The organism is Absicoccus sp. (assembly GCF_034090965.1).
Classification (GTDB): domain Bacteria; phylum Bacillota_I; class Bacilli_A; order Erysipelotrichales; family Erysipelotrichaceae; genus Absicoccus; species Absicoccus intestinalis.
In genome coordinates this window covers 18,975-34,617 of sequence record NZ_JAXDRQ010000005.1, presented here as the reverse complement: position 1 = coordinate 34,617, position 15,643 = coordinate 18,975, and the positions used below count along the sequence as shown (strand labels likewise).

Annotated in this window: 14 protein-coding genes and 1 tRNA gene; 12 read left to right on the top strand and 3 right to left on the bottom strand. The window is 39.0% G+C overall.

Annotated elements, in window-relative coordinates; all coding sequences use genetic code 11:
• Positions 1 to 168: 168 nt before the first annotated feature.
• A complete protein-coding gene (gene trhA, locus SOS22_RS00650) occupies positions 169 to 831 on the bottom strand; it encodes a PAQR family membrane homeostasis protein TrhA (protein ID WP_320326505.1) in 663 nt (220 codons plus the stop codon).
• A gap of 144 nt (positions 832 to 975) precedes the next feature.
• On the opposite strand from trhA, the gene SOS22_RS00645 reads away from it, so the two are divergent.
• The 11 genes from SOS22_RS00645 (at position 976) to galE (ending at position 12,297) form a co-directional block, all read left to right on the top strand.
• Entirely contained in the window at positions 976 to 3,942 is a 2,967-nt protein-coding gene (locus SOS22_RS00645) for a chromosome segregation protein SMC (RefSeq protein ID WP_320596005.1), read from the top strand.
• Positions 3,914 to 4,879: a signal recognition particle-docking protein FtsY gene (gene ftsY / locus SOS22_RS00640; RefSeq protein WP_320326507.1), complete on the top strand. Its 966-nt coding sequence runs from the start codon at positions 3,914 to 3,916 to the stop codon at positions 4,877 to 4,879. The genes SOS22_RS00645 and ftsY overlap by 29 nt, the downstream gene beginning before the upstream one ends.
• Entirely contained in the window at positions 4,872 to 5,153 is a 282-nt protein-coding gene (locus SOS22_RS00635) for a sigma factor-like helix-turn-helix DNA-binding protein (RefSeq protein WP_320326508.1), read from the top strand. Before ftsY ends, SOS22_RS00635 begins: the two co-directional genes overlap by 8 nt.
• Positions 5,154 to 5,163: 10 nt before the next feature.
• Positions 5,164 to 6,372: an acetate/propionate family kinase gene (locus SOS22_RS00630; protein WP_320326509.1), complete on the top strand. Its 1,209-nt coding sequence runs from the start codon at positions 5,164 to 5,166 to the stop codon at positions 6,370 to 6,372.
• A complete protein-coding gene (locus SOS22_RS00625; protein ID WP_320596004.1) occupies positions 6,362 to 7,288 on the top strand; it encodes a bifunctional oligoribonuclease/PAP phosphatase NrnA in 927 nt (308 codons plus the stop codon). Before SOS22_RS00630 ends, SOS22_RS00625 begins: the two co-directional genes overlap by 11 nt.
• Before the next feature lie 73 nt (positions 7,289 to 7,361).
• A tRNA-Gln gene (locus tag SOS22_RS00620) sits at positions 7,362 to 7,437 on the top strand.
• A 58-nt stretch (positions 7,438 to 7,495) separates the two neighbouring features.
• Positions 7,496 to 8,272, top strand: a complete 777-nt coding sequence (locus SOS22_RS00615) for a mechanosensitive ion channel family protein (RefSeq protein ID WP_320326511.1) — start codon at positions 7,496 to 7,498, stop codon at positions 8,270 to 8,272.
• A 34-nt stretch (positions 8,273 to 8,306) separates the two neighbouring features.
• Positions 8,307 to 8,993, top strand: a complete 687-nt coding sequence (locus SOS22_RS00610; protein ID WP_320596003.1) for a hypothetical protein — start codon at positions 8,307 to 8,309, stop codon at positions 8,991 to 8,993.
• 12 nt (positions 8,994 to 9,005) lie between these two features.
• The gene (locus SOS22_RS00605) at positions 9,006 to 10,763 is read left to right on the top strand and encodes an aminopeptidase P family protein (protein ID WP_320596002.1); all 1,758 of its coding nucleotides are present in this window, start codon (positions 9,006 to 9,008) and stop codon (positions 10,761 to 10,763) included.
• On the top strand, positions 10,760 to 11,257 hold the full coding sequence (locus tag SOS22_RS00600; RefSeq protein WP_320596001.1) for a CpXC domain-containing protein: 498 nt from the start codon (positions 10,760 to 10,762) through the stop codon (positions 11,255 to 11,257). Before SOS22_RS00605 ends, SOS22_RS00600 begins: the two co-directional genes overlap by 4 nt.
• Before the next feature lie 23 nt (positions 11,258 to 11,280).
• A complete protein-coding gene (gene galE / locus SOS22_RS00595; RefSeq protein WP_320596000.1) occupies positions 11,281 to 12,297 on the top strand; it encodes a UDP-glucose 4-epimerase GalE in 1,017 nt (338 codons plus the stop codon).
• 52 nt (positions 12,298 to 12,349) lie between these two features.
• On the opposite strand, the gene SOS22_RS00590 is transcribed toward galE, so the two are convergent.
• Positions 12,350 to 13,879, bottom strand: coding sequence for an L-lactate permease (locus tag SOS22_RS00590; protein ID WP_320595999.1), 1,530 nt, complete (start codon positions 13,877 to 13,879; stop codon positions 12,350 to 12,352).
• A 124-nt stretch (positions 13,880 to 14,003) separates the two neighbouring features.
• Between SOS22_RS00590 and SOS22_RS00585 the strand changes: the two genes are divergently transcribed.
• Positions 14,004 to 14,537 carry a biotin transporter BioY gene (locus tag SOS22_RS00585; protein WP_320326517.1) on the top strand — a complete coding sequence of 178 codons (534 nt, stop codon included), beginning with the start codon at positions 14,004 to 14,006 and terminating at the stop codon, positions 14,535 to 14,537.
• On the opposite strand, the gene SOS22_RS00580 is transcribed toward SOS22_RS00585, so the two are convergent.
• Positions 14,502 to 15,452 (bottom strand): biotin--[acetyl-CoA-carboxylase] ligase, encoded by a 951-nt coding sequence (locus tag SOS22_RS00580; RefSeq protein ID WP_320595998.1) that lies wholly within the window; start codon positions 15,450 to 15,452, stop codon positions 14,502 to 14,504. The two genes, SOS22_RS00585 and SOS22_RS00580, sit on opposite strands and share 36 nt — an antisense overlap.
• Positions 15,453 to 15,643 lie beyond the last annotated feature (191 nt).

Here is a 15,643-nt window from a genome sequence, read left to right as displayed (position 1 = left end):
TGTCGATGAAGATGAGCTAAAGCATAATCTTGAACTGATGAATAATCGGCCACGAAAGTGCCTTGGCTATAAGACACCAAATGAAGTTATGAACGAAACAGACTCACATACATCGTGTTGCACTTAATTTGACAATTCATCCATGCAAAAAAAGAAGACCGAGGTCTTCTAGATCATGAGATATAGTATGGCGATCATGTGGCAAATTGAAGCAAACACAATGAACAAATGCCAAATGAAATGAAAATATTTTTTTTCTGGATGAGAGTAAAATACAGCACCAATCGAGTACATCACACCGCCCAATAAGATCATTCCAAAAAAGGCAGGTGATGCTTTTTGTAAAAGGGTTGGCAACATGATCACAGCTAACCATCCCATGACCATATAAATTGTCATAGATAATTTCATATGCGCTTTATTTGAGATGGCTTTTAATAATATACCAGCCAGAGCCATGATCCATTCAATAAGCAAGATCATATAACCAAGTGTGTTGTCCAATAAGACCATACAAACTGGTGTATAGGTACCGGCAATGGCCAATAAGATCATGATATGGTCTAATTTTCGGAATACATATTTATAAGGTGTATCATAGGGAGCAATATGATACAGACTGGACCCAAGAAACATCAGGAATAAACAAATTATAAAAATGCTTGTACTGATTGCATATCTTGATCCACCAATGGTATAGGAACGAATGGCATAATAAGGTAGAGCACCTAATAATAAGATCCACATGACGCCATGACTGATGGCATTGGCGGTTTCTTCACCAAAGGATAGTTTAAAAGGATGTGCCATGTCATTACTTTTTTGTTGCATATTCTCACCTTCATGAGTATTGTAAATAATCTAGGAATAAAAGTCAACATATCTAGTATTAAAAACAAGATAATAAAGCATTAGAAATTCTATAGCGAACCAACTGGAGATAGTGTATAATGATATCGTTTGGAGTGTATGCCCATGTTTTTAAAACGAATTGAACTACAAGGATTTAAGAGCTTTGCGGATAAAACCGTCATTCAATTTGATCATGACATTACCGGAATTGTTGGTCCCAATGGTTGTGGAAAAAGCAATATCAATGATGCGATCCGTTGGGTCTTAGGTGAGCAAAGCATCAAATCACTTCGTTCCGGCAGTAGTATGTCGGATATTATTTTTTCTGGTAGTGAGTATCGCAAACCAGTCAATCTAGCCAAAGTATCTTTGGTTTTTGATAATACACAACATATTTTTGATTCCAACTTTGAAGAAATTGAAATCACACGACAATTGGAAAGGGCAAATAATGAAGCGAGTTACTTTATTAATAAGGCCCCCTGTCGATTGAAGGATATCAATGATCTTGTGATGGATACAGGATTGGGACGGGATTCTTTGAGCATTATCACCCAAGGGAATATTTCGGCTTTTGCGGATGCGAAACCAGAAGAACGCCGTTCATTGTTTGAAGAAGCAGCTGGTGTAGCTAAATATAAGAAAAGAAAACAAGTTTCTTTGCGTAAACTCGAAAAGACAAAAGATAATTTGGATCGCGTTCAAGATATCATGGATGAAATTGAACATCAGTTAATTCCCTTAAAACGACAGGCCGATAAAGCACAAAAATATCTATCGTATCGTGATTCATTATCAAAAATTGAAATCAATGTGCTTGTCCATGAGATTGGTACGTACCATGAGGAATTGGCATCGTTAAAGTCACAAATGAGCCGAAAACAATCGGATCTGATTTCCTATGATACGCAATTGACAAATTTGGATGAAGAAATTGATGCAGCTCGGAAACAAATGTATCAATTGGATGCGACAATACATACTTTACAAGGGGAATATACCCAAGCCATGAATCAATCGGTACAACTGGAAAAACGTAAGATTGAATTGGATGAAAAAAGAAAGTATGCTTTATCACAAGCCAATCAAGAGGAACGAAAACAGCAATTGGAACAAATCATTGCCGAAGCGCGTTATGAATATGAAGATCGAAAATCGCGTTTGGAAGCGATGCAAACACAATATGTACAGTTGCAAAAGAAGCAGGAACAAACAAGGAAAGATTTGTATCATATGGCTTCACAAAGGGAACAAGCCAATCGTTTGTATCAGCAGTTGTTGAATCGTCAGCAAATCATAAAGAATATGTTGGCTCAACCCTATCAGCATCAGGCTGGGGTTCGTGCTATCGTAGCGGCAAGATCTTCTTTATCGGGCATTGAAGGTGTTGTATCTGAATTATTGATTGCAAAAGATCAGATGGGACAAGCCATTCAAGCCGCTTTGGGTGGAACCATGTATCAAATTGTTACCGATAATGAAGTGAGTGCTCGCCAAGCCATTGGTTTTTTGAAACGAAATCGCTCAGGAAGAGCCACTTTTCTGCCAATGACTGTATGTAAACCACGACCAATCAACGAACAACAACAATTTATTGCTACGTCTTGTGAAGGTTTTATTGATTTTGCGAATGGGTGTGTACAATGCGATGCACGCTATGAAAGGGTCCGCGATTACTTATTAGGTCATGTCATTGTCATGGATACATTGGAGAATGCCAATGAATGTGCGAAACGACTCAATCATCGTGTAAAAATTGTTACCTTAGATGGTGAAATTGTTCATCCAGGTGGTTCAATGACGGGTGGACGAGGAAAGAATCAAAGTTCTCCGGTTACTTGGAAGCAAGAGATGACAACGATCACGCAGCAATTAAAAAAAGCGAAAGTTGAACTGGATGAACTTGTTCGCGATGAAAATAAATACAAACAAACCGATGAAGAGTATAGCGAATCCATTGTGGATCTGAAAGTCTCTTTGGGAAAATTAGAAAATGTCTATGAGGTAAAAAAACAAAAATATGAATCTTTAAAAGATGAATATGGACAATTGGGTGATTTAGATGAAGAAGCTAGCCATGGATTGGAAGATGAATTGGTCATCGAAACATCGAAAATGCATGCGCAAATTGATTCATTAACGGAACAGATGCAAACACAAAGGCAGCGTCGCTATCAAATCGGACAACAAGTGGAAGAAAAAGAAAATGATGTTCGCAAGATTCGTCGGTGGATGAATGCTTTACAAAGTGAAATTCATCAATTGGATGTGGAACAGACCAAGCGACAAACGCAAATGGATAATGATTTGATGCGGTTAAATACGGATTACCAAATGACGTATGAATTCGCCAAAAGTCAATATGAAGATCATTCAATGGACATGGAAGAAGCTAAAGATGAGGTGATTCGCTTACGTCAAAAGATCAATGGTCTAGGGAATGTGAATCTGGATGCACCACAAGAATATGCAGAGTTATCGGAACGATTTACTTTCATGACCAAACAAAAAGAAGATCTAGAAAATGCGTCCCAACAAATTTTAGATGCCATCGCAGAAATGGATCAAACGGTGATCGAGAAATTTACCAATATGTTTCATAAGATCAACAATGAATTGGATGATGTTTTTAAAGCTTTATTTGGTGGTGGTCATGCGCAATTGACCATGGTCGATCCCGATGATGTATTGCACACAGGCATTGATATTGATGTACAGCCACCTGGTAAAATGGTCAAAAATATCCAGACATTCTCTGGTGGTGAAAAAGCGTTGATCGCAATCAGTGTGTTGTTTTCTATTTTAAGAGCAAGAACCATGCCATTGTGTATTTTTGATGAAGTCGAAGCAGCTTTGGATCAAGCCAATGTGGAACGATTTGCGAAATATTTAGATCGTTTTCGTGGACAGAGTCAATTTATTGTTGTGACGCACCGTCCCGGTACAATGGAACAATGTGATACTTTATATGGTGTGACTATGCAAAAGGATGGTGTATCGCAGTTGTTGAAAGTAGAATTACGAGATGCAGTACATATTGTAGAGAAGGAGGAAGATAGGAATGGCAATCTTTCAATCGATCAGAGATAAATTTAGTAAAAGCGATGATAAGGACAAATATCTGCAAGGATTGGATAAGTCACGTCGTAGTTTTGGAGATCGCATTCGTGCGTTATCGAATAACTTCCATGGTATCGATGATGATTTGTTGGAAGAACTGATGGTGATCTTATTAGAAGGGGATGTAGGCATTCAAACGGCTCAAAAAATTGTGGATTCGTTCGAAGAACACAGCAATGAGTTAAAGAACTTTGATTCAATGGAAGATTATTTTATCTATATCCTCTATGAATTTTATGATGATGTACCTGAAGAATATATTCATTTTAATCCAGATGGACCTACGGTCATATTAATGGTTGGTGTCAATGGTTCGGGAAAGACAACGACCAGTGCTAAGCTTTTACAATTGTATCAATCGTTGGGTAAAAAGGTAGCTGTGGCAGCAGCCGATACGTTCCGTGCCGGAGCCATCGATCAAATCGATACATGGGCAAAACGGATTGGTGTTCCTTGTATCAAAGGAAAACCGGGCCAGGATCCAAGCAGTGTTTTGGTCGATGCTTGTCGTTATGCCAAAGAAAATGGTATCGATATTTTGATTGGTGATACGGCTGGCCGTCTTCAAAACAAAAAAAATTTAATGAAAGAGTTAGAAAAAATGACGCGTGTCATTGGTCGTGAAATTGAGGGGGCACCACAAGAAGTATGGTTGGTCTTGGATGCAACGACCGGGCAAAATGGCATCAGTCAAGCACAAGTATTTTTAGATGCAACCCATGTAACGGGAATTGTTCTGACGAAGATGGATGGAACAGCAAAAGGTGGTGTGGTACTGTCCATTCATGATATGCTGCATCTTCCGGTTCGTTTTTTAGGTTTGGGTGAAAAACCAGAAGATTTGCGACCATTCGATGTGGCTAGTTATATCATGGGCATGACCAAAGGAATGAATCTTCATGATTGATCATGTGCAAGCCAATGAATACCTGGATATTTATGGTCCATTACTGACCCAACGGCAACAAGATATCTTATCTTTATATTATGGTGACGATCTTTCTTATACGGAAATTAGTGAAGAACTAGGGATTAGCCGAGCTGGAGTCATGGATGCTGTCCATCGCGCAAGTGCGCAATTGGAAAAATATGAACAAGTGATTGGATATGTTCAAAAAAAACATAAAATCATACAATTATGTCAAGAAAAAAAGTATAATGAAATAACAAATGTATTTTAGGAGGAAAACAATGTCTACAATCGTAATGAGTGTAAATGCTGGCAGCACTTCTTTGAAATTTCAAGTCTTTCAAATGCCAGAAGAAATCGTTTTAGCGTCAGGAAATATCGAAAGAATTGGATTGGAAGATTCTATTTTCGGGATGAAATTGAAAGGTGAATCGGAAAAGATCAAAAAAGTTTTGCCAATTAAAGATCATAGCGTGGCGGTTGAGCAATTAATGGATGCTCTGATCGAATATAAGATTGTCAATCATTTAACGGATATCAAGGCAGTAGGACATCGTGTTGTACATGGTGGTGAATATTTTTCACATTCTGTTCCAGTGGATGAATGGTCAGAAAGTAAAGTCGAAGAGCTGTGTGAGTTAGCACCTCTTCATAATCCAGGTGCACTTGTTGGTTTGCGCTCATTACGAAAAGCATTACCGGATGCCAAACATTGTTTCTCATTTGATACTGCCTTTTTCCAAACGATGCCAGAGGAAAACTATATTTATCCTATCCCATATGAATATTATGAAAAAGATCATATTCGGCGATATGGTGCTCATGGAATTTCCCATGAATATTTAACCAAACGATTAGCGGAAATTGAAGGAAAACCCGTGGATCAAATGAATATCATTACGTGTCACTTAGGTGGTGGCGCAAGTATTGTTGCGGTACGCAACGGAAAAGCATTTAAAGTATCGATGGGATTCACCCCATTAGGTGGTATCATGATGGGTACACGTTGCGGTGATATTGACCCTGCTATCGTTGTTTATTTGATGCGTAAATATCATTATACAGCCGAAGAATTGGATACGATCTTAAACAAAAAATCAGGTCTATTGGGCGTAAGTGGTATTTCCAGTGATATGCGTGATGTCATTGAAGCTAGTGCAAAAGGAAATCAACGCGCTATCTTGACATTTTCTATCTATGTATCTCGGGTCGTCGAACAAATTGCTGGATATTATGGTTTGATGGGCGGTGCGGATGCGATCGTGTTTAGTGCCGGTGTTGGTGAAAATAATGACATCATCCGCCAAGAAGTATGTGATCGTTTAAAATGCATGGGAGTCAAAGTACCAGCGGATAATAACTTCTATATTCGTGGTGAGGAAGCAAAATTAAGTTCGGATGATTCGAAAGTAGATGTTTGGTTAATTCCAACGAATGAAGAATTGGTCATTGCTCGCGATGCATATAAGATCTATACCAATGATAAATAAGATCATTGACACAATTGCTTCCTACGATAAAATTGCGCTTTTTCGACATGAGTATCCCGATATGGATGCGATCGGTTCACAACTGGGATTAAAAGCCATTCTTCAAGCGCAATATCCAAATAAAGATGTACGTGCTTTGGGGGGAATGAGTGAGGCAGCCAGTTATTTTGTTGATGAAATGGATCATGTATCCGATGATTGGTTGGATGGGGCCCTTGCCATTATTTTGGATACTTCCAATGCCGCTCGTGTGGATGATCAGCGTTATACATTGGCTACGACATCGATTCGTATTGATCATCATGTTCCTATCGAACATTTTTGTGAATTGGAATATATTGATGAAAAAGCGACCGCTACGTGTGAACTATTGGCGCTTGGTTTGAATGCCTTGGATATCCGTATCCCAAAGATGGCGGCACAAATGCTTTATAGTGGCTTGATTGCGGATTCCATTCGATTTACCATTGGCACCGTGCGCCCCGAGACCATGCAAGCTGCTGGCTATTTGATTGGCCAAGGCGTAGATGTCATTCAATGCGAAGAAGATAATTTTGCGACCAATTATCCCAATTATGTCTATGAAACAAAAGTGCGAGAAAAAGCGATGCGAAAAGGCGATGCATTGGTTGCTATCATGGAACCAGAAGACTATGCACCCATGACTTTTTCTCAAGCAAAAGAAAAAGTTTATGTGTTAGCCGGTATTCGTGAAATCTCATGTTGGGGATTGTTTACGCGTATGGAAGATGGTATTCATTATGCGGCATCGTTGCGTTCGAAAAGAAAAGATGTACGTCAAATTGCGATGGCTTATCATGGTGGTGGTCATATCTGTGCGGCTGGCATTAAAAATCTAGAGCGCGAACAAGTCGACGCAATCATTGATCAATTAAAAAAACTCAGTTTAGAATAGGGCACCTTGTGTGCCCCTTTTTTGAAAAGTGCTTGCCAAATAGAGGGAAAGATTGTAAGATTAAAAGGCACATTGGGGTATAGCCAAGCGGTAAGGCAGCAGACTCTGAATCTGCCATTTCACTGGTTCGAATCCAGTTACCCCAGCCACTTTACAAGGAACCGAGTCCATTGGCTCGGTATTTTTTATAAAGGAGTTTTGGTTATTATGTTTCAACTGAATACATGGATAGAAAAAGGAATCACGATATTGATCATCCTTGTCGTAGGATGGATCGTCTCACGTTTTGTGAAATCATTGATCTTGCGCTTGACAGGGAAAAGCCCCGATCAAGGGGCCGTCACTTTTCTGGCTTCGGCAACGTCTTTATTAATCAAGATCATGGTCATTGTCATGATCCTTGAACAATTAGGGGTCAATTCAAATGTGATCGTTGGGGCTTTTTCAGCTTGTACATTAGGTATATCACTGGCGTTGCGATCCAATATGGCCGATGTTGCTGGAGGTATGCAGATCATTTTTACTAAACCTTTTCAAGTTGGTGATTTTGTGAAAGTTCTGGACCATGAAGGAACCATTCAACGTATCGAAATCATGTATACGGTCATGGAAACCATCAGTCATACCGAAGTGATCATTCCAAATTCCAAGTTGGTGGAAAATACGATCACGAATTATTCGAAAGAAGGAAAGGTGTTCATTCATATTCCTATGACTTTAAGTGCCGGTGTGGATATGGAAAATGTGCAAGCAACATTTTATCATGTGCTAAGAGAAGATCCAGATGTCATACAAACGGAAGACATGGATGTTCAAATTGATAGTTTAGAATCGGGCTTTCAATTGGGTGTGTATTGTGCTGTCTATAGTCATCGTTATCCCAAAGCCGAAGCGAATTTAAAAAAGAAATTGCAGGAGGCAAGAATCAAGGCGCAAATTAATTTGCCAAGTCAAACGGTTGTCGTTCATGGACAAGTGAATTAATTTATCTTACAATACCTTTAACAGGGAGAGATATATGGAAATCATTGATTTTGTGGTGGTAGTGGTTTTAGTAGCTATTGCTGTTGTATTATGTATTTTACCAACAACAATCCAACAATGGTGGGCAAACCATTTATCGTTTGATCATTTTGGAATTCGTACGATCAAGCGCCGACATGACCAGACCGATACTTTAGGAAATTTTATCTTATTTGCTTGTCTTGTATTCTGTTGCTTATATTGGCAATTGCAAGATTCTTTTATGGTTATTTATACCGTTCTTTTTGGTATTAGTTTTGTACTCTTGATGGGACAAACGTATCGCATTAGTTCTACATATCCCAAAAAGAAACAAAATTCATTGATCTTGGCCATCTTTACCATGAGTGCCATTGCCTATTGCAGTGCTATTGGCCTTTGGAATGGACATCAAATCTTCAAAGATCTACCCGTATTTCTACAGTCGCTTCAAAAGCATGCGACATCTTCTTTTTTCTATTATGTTCGTCATTATGAATGGGCCTCCGTTATTCTATCTGGTCTTACCATGTTTTATACATTCTATTTGATCTGGGCCCAGTTTAAATATATGCGTTTAGAAGATACCTTTAAAGCGGATACTTTGATTTTCTTTTGGATCAAGGTGATTTTTGTCTCTATTCTTTCCATTGGTTTAGGTTATGGGGGATACGTTTTGATTGCGTTTGCCTATTATTTGTAAGGAAGTGAAATGATGAATAAAAAACTAGCTATTTTTCGTGAAGAAATGAAAAAAGAAAAGATGCAAGCATACATTGTTCCGACCAGTGATGATCATGATACAGAATATGTTTGTTCCCATTTCATGTCACGTGCCTATCTTTCTGGATTTACAGGAAGTGCTGGTACACTTGTGATTGGATGCCAACAAGCAGCCCTTTGGACCGATGGTCGCTATTTTATTCAAGCCAAAGACCAATTGGCTGGTTCTGGTATTGATTTGATGAAAATGGGAGTAGAAGGGACACCTACCATTTCGGAATATCTTGTCGATCATTTAGCGAGTGGAAGCGTAGTCGGTTTAGATGGTCGCTTGTTTAGTGAAGCAACGATAGAAATCTATGAAGAAGCATTGGATCAAAAAGGTTTGATCTTGAAAACAGATCTGGATCTGGTTGATCGTATTTGGCCAGATCGTCCTGCGTTGCCGCACACTCCTACCTTTCATTTTGATACACAATATGCGGGAAAGACCATGAACGAAAAACTCGAAGCAGTGCGTGCTCAACTATCGACGGATCATTTGGTCATAACCAAGATCGATCAAGTGGCGTGGTTATTTAATTTACGTGCTCATGATATTCCATCTTTTCCTGTCGCTATGGCCTATGCAATCGTAAGTCAGGATCGGGCTTCCATCTATATCGATGATTCACGTTTAGATGCGATCAGTCGCGACCTTTTTGAGAAAAATGCGATCACGATTCGACCTTACGAAGCGATATATACGGACATGCAAAAATTAACCGGTACAGTATGCGTTGATCCATATACGATCAATTCTACATTGTATCGTCTGATCGAAGCAGATATCGTAGAAGATGAGAATCCGATTGAACGAATGAAAGCTTGTAAAAATAGGATAGAAATCGAACAAACCAAAGAGGCTCATTTAAAAGACGCAGTTGCGATGACACAATTTATGTATTGGTTAAAAACAAATGTTGGCAAGATTTCCATGACCGAAATGTCAGCTACCCAAAAGTTACATGAACTCCGCGCTTCGCAAGCGGATTTTATCGAGGATAGTTTTGCGACCATTGCTGCCTATAAAGAACATGGAGCCATCGTTCATTATCAATCCAGTCCAGAAACGGATGTAGCATTACAACCAAAAGGATTGTTTATGGTTGATAGTGGTGGTCATTATTATCAAGGAACAACGGATATCACACGTACCTTTGTGTTGGGACCGATTTCTGAATATGAACGAAAGTGTTTTACTTGGGCGCTTCAATGTCATATTCGTTTGGAACAGGCGACTTGGCTTTATGGTTGCACAGGCGAACAGCTAGATATGATTGCCAGACAACCATTATGGAACCATTCTTTGGATTTTAAACATGGAACCGGCCATGGCGTGGGTCATGTCTTAAGCGTGCACGAAGGACCGAATATGATTCGTTGGCAACAAGCGTCTGTACCATTTGAAGTGGGCATGATCACAAGTGATGAACCGGGTATTTATATCGAAGGTCAATTTGGTATTCGTCATGAAAATGAAGTATTGGCTATTGATTTGGAAAAAAATGATTATGGCCAGTTTATGGGTTTTGAACCATTGACTTGGGTTCCATTTGATGTAGATGGATTGGATGTAAATGAGATGCAACCCAATGAAATCGATTGGTTAAATGACTATCATGCGAAAGTGTATCAAAAAGTGAGTCCTTATTTGAATGATCAACAACGACAATGGTTGGCTCATGCCTGTCGTTCATTGGCTCAATGAAAGAGCGAATGATTCCTTCTTCGTGTCCGTATTGTCATCATACTTTTGAAATCAAACGTGATACAGTCGTGATTGCTGGTATGAATCCGAAGATTGATCAACGGCTTGAAGAAGGAACGTATTTTACGCATCAATGCTCTCATTGTCATAAACTTTATTATTTGGAGCAACCATTTTTATATCGAGATCCAAAGAAAAAATATATATTGATCTTATCCCAGCATAAGCATATTCAAAATCTTCCGGTTGATGAGCAAATCATTCATTGTCAAAATGCCTTACAGTTTTTATTTTGTTTCCGGGTCTTATCACGGAATTTAAATTTACGTTTGGTTCTTCATAAGAAACAACAGTTGGAAGAATTAACTCAAAAAAAGGCAAGATTTGACACGTATGATTTGCATTCACAATGTCTTTGGTTTTTTGTCGATGATCGACTTATGGCGATCCGATTGAACAATGAGGAAAAGCATGATATTGTTAAGGAGATTTGAAATAGTTAAAGAGGTTCAGAAATATGAAAATTTTGGTTACTGGTGGAGCTGGATATATTGGCTCGCATACATGCGTGGAATTATTGAATGCCGGTTATGAAGTTGTCATTCTAGATAATTTATATAATTCCAATCGTAAAGCGGTGGATCGTATCGAACAGATCACCAATAAAAAAGTGATCTTTTATGAGATCGATATCACAGATAAAGAGGCGGTTCAACGCTTGTTTGATGAACAAAAAATTGATGGTGTGATCCATTTTGCGGGATTGAAAGCAGTGGGTGAATCGGTGCATAAACCGATTGCTTATTATCATACCAATATGGAAGGGACTTTGATCTTGGTCGACCAGATGCAAAAGCATCAAGTGAAAAATTTAATTTTCTCTTCTAGTGCTACCGTATATGGCGAACCAAAAGAAATACCAATTACCGAAAAATGCCCAAAAGGAATTTGTACCAATCCATATGGTTGGACCAAGTGGATGCTTGAACAAGTCTTAACCGATTTACATACAGCCGATTCAGAATGGAACATCTTATTATTGCGCTATTTTAATCCCATTGGCGCGCATGAAAGTGGTTTGATTGGTGAGGATCCAAAAGGAATTCCGAACAATTTATTGCCTTATGTAGCCCAAGTTGCGATTGGTAAGTTAAAAGAAGTTGGTGTTTTTGGCAATGATTATGATACACCAGATGGTACGGGTGTACGTGATTATATCCATGTCGTTGATTTGGCTAGAGGCCATGTTGCGGCTTTGAATAAATTATGGGAAAAACCAGGTGTCAAAGTATATAACTTAGGTACAGGAAAGGGATATAGCGTATTGGATGTGATCCATGCGTTTGAAAAAGCATGTGGACATCCGATTCCATACACTATCAAGCCACGTCGCGATGGTGATATTGCGATGTGCTATTCCAATTGTGACTTAGCCAATAAAGAATTAGGATGGTATGCGCAGTATGATTTGGATGATATGTGTCGTTCCAGTTGGAATTGGCAAGTGAAAAATCCAAATGGATATAACGATTGATCGGGAAACCGATCTTTTTTTGTGAAAAAAAACGGCCGAAGCCGTTGTATGTTCATCCAAATAGGATCGTTCCAATATAGGCAAGAATTGACATGGCAATCAAGAAAGCAAGGCCATAAGGAAGAATCATCGATAACAATTTGGAATCTTCGCCTTTTGCATTTACACTGGATAGACCAATGGCCAAGGATTGTGGCGACAGCATTTTTCCAGCTGCAACCCCTAAAGAATTAAGAGCAACCATCCAATAGGAATCGACGTGTAAGTGTTTTGCGGCATCGAGTTGTACGGCACCAAACAAAACGCCAGAATTTGTTCCTGACCCCGTTACAAAAGTTCCTAAGGCACCAATCCAAGGAGCGAAAAGTGGATAGAAGCTTCCGGTTGCGGCAATCGCAAAAGAGGAAATAGAAGCAATCATACCTGCATAACCCATGACTTTGGCACATCCCAATACACATATCATGGTGATCATGGTTTCAGACATTTGTTGGATGGTTGCCTTCAAGACCTTTCCCATCGTTTTCCAAGAAGCTTTTTGGATCAAGCCACCTAAAATGGCAGATAAGAAGATCCAAACACCGGGTGTATTGATCCAAGAAAAGGTTAAGGTCGAGGCGTCTTTGCCTTGATAAATTTGTACTTGGCTGGAGAATTGAGCCAATGCTTCATGGATGGGCATCACCAATGCACTGGTCATCAATAAGAAAATAAAGATAAAAATGAATGGTGACCAAGCCCGAAAAGCTTTTTTTGTATCGATCGTTTCGCCTTTTTCTAATTGGATCTCATAGGCAGGATCGGTAGGCTTTTTAATGCCTAGAGCAATCGTAACCAGCAATGAACAAACGCTACCTACGACAACTGCTAATTCGGCGCCAACAAATTTTGCGACAATCAATTGGGGAATCACAAAAGATAATCCAGATGCTAAGGTCAAACCAGTGACTCCTTTTAAAGCTTTTACACCTTTTCCTGTGACCATAACGATCAAAAATGGACAAATCAACATGAATGGTGATAATTGAAGCGTTGTCATATAGGATAATCCAGTATTTTGTAAGCCTACTAAGTTTGCCAAGGTATTGGTGGGAATGCCAATGGATCCAAATGGAGTTGGGGTACCGTTGGCAATAAGACAGACTAGGCAAGAAAATAAAGGATCAAAGCCTAAAGATACAAGCATGGATGCAGGAATGGCAATGGCTGTTCCAAAACCGGCCATACCTTCCATAAAACCGCCAAAGCACCAAGCAATCAACAAGACCAAGATACGTTTATCATTGGATACTGAAGTGATCATTTGTTTGATGATGTCCATACCTTTTGTCTCACAACATAAGTTGTATGTAAAAACAGCCGCAATGATCACTAAAATGATAGGCCATAAAGCCATTAAGAGGCCTTCCAGTGCGGCACTGAATACATAGTTGGTGGGGGAGTGCCAAAGGAAGATGGCCAAAACAAGGGAAATGACCAATGAGCCGAATGCGGCCTTGAATGTGGGTATTTTTAATCCCATTAGAGCGACAGTTAACCAAATGATAGGTAATAAAGCGAAGATAAAATAGATGAATGACATAACTTTTCCCTTTCTCTCGCATTTAGGATACCTTATTTTAATGGGGTTGACTATGAGAAAGTTTAAAAAGTTCTTTAATAATAAAAAAAAGAATGTTAACCTTTTTTCTGAAGAGGTTAACAATATGACAAATAAAGATTGGATCCAATGTGCCCTTATGGCAGCTATCATAGGAGTATTGGCCCCTTTAGCGATTCCATTAGCTGGGGGTGTGCCGATTTCTTTTGCGACTTGTATCGTGATGCTTTGTGGCAGCCTTTTGGGATCAAAAAAAGGGGCATGGAGCGTATGTATCTATTTATTATTGGGATGTATCGGAATTCCTGTTTTTGCCGGATATACGGCAGGAATTGGACATATTTTTGGGCCTTCTGGTGGTTTTTTGATTGGGTATCTTATATTGGTTTATGTGGTCGGCAAAAGCACGAAAACGGTAGCTCATTTGATTGTTGGTATGGTCATTGGCAATCTCTTCTTGTATGCTTTTGGTATCATTTGGTTCATGATTGTTTCAAAGAGCACGTTGATGGCTGCTTTGACATGGTGCGTTCTCCCTTTTATTCCTGGTGACATTTGTAAGATGATTGCGGTGGCAGTCGTCAGTCCTATTTTGTGGAGATCATTACCATTTTTGAATCGTGACTTCACCAGAACGTAAAACTTGAATTTGATCGTTGGTTTGGACAACCAACTGGCCATCTTCATTGATATCGATGACCGTTCCTGTATGGATTTTGTTTTGCCAACGATAGGTAATCGTTTTTCCTATCAACAAAGAACGAGATCGATAGGATTCTATCAATTTTTGATCATCTAGATGTTGGACCCATTTCATGAAATGGGTCCAAATCAAAGCGGATAAGTGATTGCGATCGATTTGATCCATGTTCAAGGAACCGGCAATAGGAGTGATATCTTCAGGAAAGGTCATTGGTTTACAATTGATACCAATTCCGATAATGATTGATTCAATTTGTTGGGTCTCAAAATTGGCGGTTGCTTCGGTAAGGATGCCACATACTTTTTGTTGACCAACAAATAAATCATTGACCCATTTAATTTGACAAGAAATCGATGTCATTTCTTCAATGGCTTCGCATGTTGCGACTGCAGCAGCCAAGGTGACTTTTAGGATCTTTTGTGCAAACGCATAAGGCTTTAAGATGATCGATAAATAAAGCCCTGTATCAGCAGGAGAATAAAAGGAATGTCCTTGTCGGCCACGTCCAGCGGTTTGTTGATTGACGACAATCAGGGTCCCTTCTTGCACATCATTTTCCATCAGCAGTCGTTTGGCATAGTTGTTTGTTGAGTCAATAGAGTCAAATACAAGTACTGGCACATGTGGAAGATAGAATTGGATTCGAGCCGCATCCAATTTATCGATATCTTGAATCAAATGATAGCCTGCATGAGGCACTGCTTCAATGGCATAGCCATCTTGTTTTAAAGATTGGATAGCTTTCCATATAGCGGTACGGCTGACATTGTATTTTTTACATAATACTTGTCCAGATATAGATTGCGAAGGATTTGATAGTAATTCCAAAAGAATTTTTTGTTTTAAGTTCATAGGTACAGAATAGCATGTTTCCAAAATGTTTCAATATATTGAAAAAAATTACATTTTGATATAAAATAAATTACATTAAACGGGATTGAATATGAATTTTGCCTTTATAGATTTGACAAGAAAACGATTGAAAGAATCAGCATTTTCATTTCATCGGAAATGATTGTTCGGGGCGGATGTATAGGAAATCA

Excerpts from the sequence above, each read along its gene's own strand:
- SOS22_RS00580 (WP_320595998.1), bottom strand. The coding sequence starts at position 15,452 with ATGAACTTAAAACAAAAAATTCTTTTGGAATTACTATCAAATCCTTCG.
- SOS22_RS00605 (WP_320596002.1), top strand. The coding sequence starts at position 9,006 with ATGAATAAAAAACTAGCTATTTTTCGTGAAGAAATGAAAAAAGAAAAG.
- trhA (WP_320326505.1), bottom strand. The coding sequence starts at position 831 with ATGCAACAAAAAAGTAATGACATGGCACATCCTTTTAAACTATCCTTT.
- galE (WP_320596000.1), top strand. The coding sequence starts at position 11,281 with ATGAAAATTTTGGTTACTGGTGGAGCTGGATATATTGGCTCGCATACA.
- SOS22_RS00610 (WP_320596003.1), top strand. The coding sequence starts at position 8,307 with ATGGAAATCATTGATTTTGTGGTGGTAGTGGTTTTAGTAGCTATTGCT.
- SOS22_RS00645 (WP_320596005.1), top strand. The coding sequence starts at position 976 with ATGTTTTTAAAACGAATTGAACTACAAGGATTTAAGAGCTTTGCGGAT.
- SOS22_RS00615 (WP_320326511.1), top strand. The coding sequence starts at position 7,496 with ATGTTTCAACTGAATACATGGATAGAAAAAGGAATCACGATATTGATC.
- SOS22_RS00625 (WP_320596004.1), top strand. The coding sequence starts at position 6,362 with ATGATAAATAAGATCATTGACACAATTGCTTCCTACGATAAAATTGCG.
- ftsY (WP_320326507.1), top strand. The coding sequence starts at position 3,914 with ATGGCAATCTTTCAATCGATCAGAGATAAATTTAGTAAAAGCGATGAT.
- SOS22_RS00590 (WP_320595999.1), bottom strand. The coding sequence starts at position 13,879 with ATGTCATTCATCTATTTTATCTTCGCTTTATTACCTATCATTTGGTTA.
- SOS22_RS00600 (WP_320596001.1), top strand. The coding sequence starts at position 10,760 with ATGAAAGAGCGAATGATTCCTTCTTCGTGTCCGTATTGTCATCATACT.
- SOS22_RS00630 (WP_320326509.1), top strand. The coding sequence starts at position 5,164 with ATGTCTACAATCGTAATGAGTGTAAATGCTGGCAGCACTTCTTTGAAA.
- SOS22_RS00635 (WP_320326508.1), top strand. The coding sequence starts at position 4,872 with ATGATTGATCATGTGCAAGCCAATGAATACCTGGATATTTATGGTCCA.
- SOS22_RS00585 (WP_320326517.1), top strand. The coding sequence starts at position 14,004 with ATGACAAATAAAGATTGGATCCAATGTGCCCTTATGGCAGCTATCATA.